Genomic DNA, 2,158 nt, shown 5'->3' with positions numbered 1-2,158 from the left:
CCGAACCCGTTCAACCCCTCTACCATGATCTGGTACATCACCGAGGAACCGGCCCACGTATCGCTGGAAATCTACAACCTGGCCGGACGACGCGTGGCCTTGCTCCTCGACGGCATCGAGGTGCCTGCAGGCTACCACGAGGTTGCGTGGGACGGACGCGACGAAATGGGCCGTGACGTCCCGACTGGGACCTACATCTATCGCCTGCGCGCCGGCGAATATCGCGATTCGGGGAGAATGACGCTGATCAAATGATATGGAGCGGCTAGTCAACTGGAATGTGCCGATCCGGCATCTCATCATCACTACTTCGACGGTGTCGATACGACCAAGGGCCAGGCGCCAAGACGCCCGGCCCTCACATCTCCTACTGAGGCCTTACCGAACCACGGTCACCCGCTTGACTTCCTCGTAGCCGCCCCGGGCCTGCAGCCGCACGAAGTAGACCCCGGCGGCGACGGGGCGTCCGTCGTCGCTCCGCCCGTTCCACTGCATCTGGCCGCCGCTGCTCTTCAGCCCGCTGCTCAGCGTGCGGACACAACGGCCGGCGATGTCGTAGATGGCCACGGTCTCGTTGGCGCTCTTGTCCGCCAGCGCGTAGTCGATGGTCACCTGCCCGCCCGAGCTCGGATTGGGCGAAACCTTCAAGGGACGCACCAGAGGCAGCACGTCTTCGGGATCCTCCACGCCGGTGATGCTGATCTGCTCGATGGTCACGACCACATCGTTGCCGCGCACGGCGACCCAGGGCATGATGCCGGGAGGGAAGTCGCCGCCCGGCGCGATCGTCAGTTCGCCGACCACGGAGTCGGCGGTCAGGACCACGAAGGTGTCGTCCACGGCCAGCGTGTAACCGGCCAGGAAGTTCAGCGATACCTCGCCGGCCACCACGGCGTTGCCCGTGATCTCCAGAACGTCGTGTCCGGATCCGGGGGTCGTGCCGTCGATGTCGATGGCCAGGGTGCCGTCGAGGCTCTGGGTGTAGTCGCCGTCGATGGTCAGGGTGCCGGGCGCGCCGCCGGGCGAGACGGTGCCGCCGGTGTTGTGGAAGTCGCCCACGACCAGGCCCTCGCCGCCGAAGACGCCGCCCTGCAATTCGACGGAGTCGCCGTAGCCCATGTCGAGGGTGCCGTCGATGGTGGTGGCGCCGGCGGTCTGGATGAAGTCGTCGTCGTGGTCGGCCCGTGTGCCGGACGCGACCTCGAAGACGCCCTGCTGCGTGAAGGGCCCCGCCAGTATCTGCAAGCCCCCGGCGCCGGTCACGCTGACCGTGCCCGTGTTCAGGAAGCCGTCGCCGTTGACGTCGAGGATCATCGGCCACAGAGCGTCATCCGCGAGCAGCGTACCGTGGTTGGTCATGCCCATCTGGCCGTTGCCCACGTACATGGCGCCTCTGATGGTGTTGTCCTGGTTGATGAGGCGGCTGGCGTCGCCGCTGTAGATGATGGCGTAGTGCGATCCCCCGTGGCCGTCGACCACGCCGCCGCCGGTCAGTGTGACGGGGCCGTTGGCCGTATACAGGTAGGACCAGGTGCTGGTGGAGTCGAGATGGATGGTGTCCTGGTTGGCGATGGTCCCTTCCAGGAAGAGGCTGTAGCCGTTGCCCACGCGCACGCAGCCCAGGCTGGTCAAGTCGATGAAGCGCGCGCCATAGGTGTCGACCTGGAATTCGCCGCCGGTGGACGTCCGCAACGTGCCGCCCGTGATGGCGGTGGCGGCCAACAACTTGACCGTCGCGTTGTCGACGGCCTCGATCACGCCGCCGGTATTGTCGTAGTCGCCGGCATACAGTTCCATCACGGCGCCGTTCTCGGCGCGCATCAGGGCCGTGTTGATCAAGCCGTCGGCGCTCGGGTCGATCATCATCGGCCACGCAGGGTGATCCGCGAGCAGCGTTCCGTGGTTGGTGACGCCGATCTGGTTGTTGCCCACGTACATGGCGCCCCTGATGGTGTTGTCCTGGTTGATGAGGCGGCTGGAGTCGGTGCTGTAGATGATCGCGTAGCGCGATCCCCCGTGGCCGTTGATCACGCCGCCGCCGGTCAGCGTGACGGGGCCGTTGTCCATGTTCAGGTAGGACCAGGTGCTGGTGGAGTCGAGATGGAGGGTGTCCTGGTTGGCGATGGTCCCTTCCACGTAGAGGCTGTAGCCGTTGCCC

The 2,158-nt window shown here is 65.8% G+C and carries 2 protein-coding genes; one reads left to right on the top strand and one right to left on the bottom strand.

Annotation, left to right across the window (positions count from 1 at the left end; all coding sequences use genetic code 11):
• Positions 1-255, top strand: a 255-nt coding sequence (locus tag Q7W29_04510) for a FlgD immunoglobulin-like domain containing protein (protein MDO9171078.1), incomplete at its 5' end; no start/stop codon positions are given.
• Positions 256-378: 123 nt separating this feature from the next.
• On the opposite strand, the gene Q7W29_04505 is transcribed toward Q7W29_04510, so the two are convergent.
• Positions 379-2,158, bottom strand: a 1,780-nt coding sequence (locus Q7W29_04505) for a FlgD immunoglobulin-like domain containing protein (protein ID MDO9171077.1), incomplete at its 5' end; no start/stop codon positions are given.

The sequence above is a fragment of the bacterium genome, assembly GCA_030654305.1.
Taxonomy (GTDB): domain Bacteria; phylum Krumholzibacteriota; class Krumholzibacteriia; order LZORAL124-64-63; family LZORAL124-64-63; genus PNOJ01.
Note: the sequence above shows the minus strand (reverse complement) of the source record. Positions and strands in the feature narration are given on the sequence as shown.